This window comes from Vibrio clamense, from assembly GCF_050337905.1.
Classification (GTDB): Bacteria; Pseudomonadota; Gammaproteobacteria; order Enterobacterales; family Vibrionaceae; genus Vibrio; species Vibrio cortegadensis.
Genome location: NZ_JAKJTJ010000067.1, coordinates 1 through 977, shown reverse-complemented (window position 1 = coordinate 977; position 977 = coordinate 1). Strand labels below are relative to the sequence as shown.

General features: G+C 44.7%; 4 tRNA genes and 1 rRNA gene. All 5 read left to right on the top strand.

The features are described 5' to 3' along the window. A 16S ribosomal RNA gene (locus L4C39_RS20110) occupies positions 1 to 153 on the top strand; the annotation flags it as partial. Between the two features lie 125 nt (positions 154 to 278). Beyond that, positions 279 to 354, top strand: a tRNA-Glu gene (locus tag L4C39_RS20105). 2 nt (positions 355 to 356) lie between these two features. Next, positions 357 to 432, top strand: a tRNA-Lys gene (locus L4C39_RS20100). A 25-nt stretch (positions 433 to 457) separates the two neighbouring features. Then, a tRNA-Ala gene (locus L4C39_RS20095) sits at positions 458 to 533 on the top strand. A gap of 29 nt (positions 534 to 562) precedes the next feature. Beyond that, a tRNA-Val gene (locus tag L4C39_RS20090) sits at positions 563 to 638 on the top strand. Positions 639 to 977 lie beyond the last annotated feature (339 nt).

Sequence of the window (977 nt, the reverse complement as noted above, 5' to 3'; positions counted from 1 at the left end):
GTACACACCGCCCGTCACACCATGGGAGTGGGCTGCAAAAGAAGTGGGTAGTTTAACCTTTCGGGGAGGACGCTCACCACTTTGTGGTTCATGACTGGGGTGAAGTCGTAACAAGGTAGCCCTAGGGGAACCTGGGGCTGGATCACCTCCTTATATACGAAGATTTTCACGATGAGTACCCACACAGATTGATTAGGTTTAAAAAGAAAAAGAGATGAAGAACTCCCAAGTTCTTCAAGGTTTGTTTCTACTTTTTAAAGTGGAGATAAATTAGCAGTGTCCCGTTCGTCTAGAGGCCTAGGACACCGCCCTTTCACGGCGGTAACAGGGGTTCGACTCCCCTACGGGATACCATTGGGTCGTTAGCTCAGTTGGTAGAGCAGTTGACTTTTAATCAATTGGTCGCAGGTTCGAATCCTGCACGACCCACCATTTCCTCCCAAGGAAATAAAAATATGGGGCTATAGCTCAGCTGGGAGAGCGCCTGCCTTGCACGCAGGAGGTCTGCGGTTCGATCCCGCATAGCTCCACCATTCCTTCCACAAGGAATTAAAACTTTCGTGGGCGATTAGCTCAGTTGGGAGAGCACCTGCCTTACAAGCAGGGGGTCACTGGTTCGAGCCCGGTATCGCCCACCATCTTTAAGTGTTTTTGTTTGAAAATATTTAAAAATGGTTTCGAAAGCTTTATGTTTAGAAACTCTTGCTCTTTAACAATTTGGAAAGCTGACTGATTTGATTACTTACGAGTAACTCAAATCAAATTTAAAAGTTCTCAATGTTTATCTTCATTGATAAACACACAAACACATTCAAGTGTCTTGTATTCGGAACAATGTTTACATTGTTCCATTATTGAGTCCGGCAAACAGTCATTGAGAATTAACCCTTCTTAATGACAACCAAAAACCTTGGTTAGTTGCCATACACAAGACCCTTTCGGGTTGTATGGTTAAGTGACTAAGCGTACACGGTGGA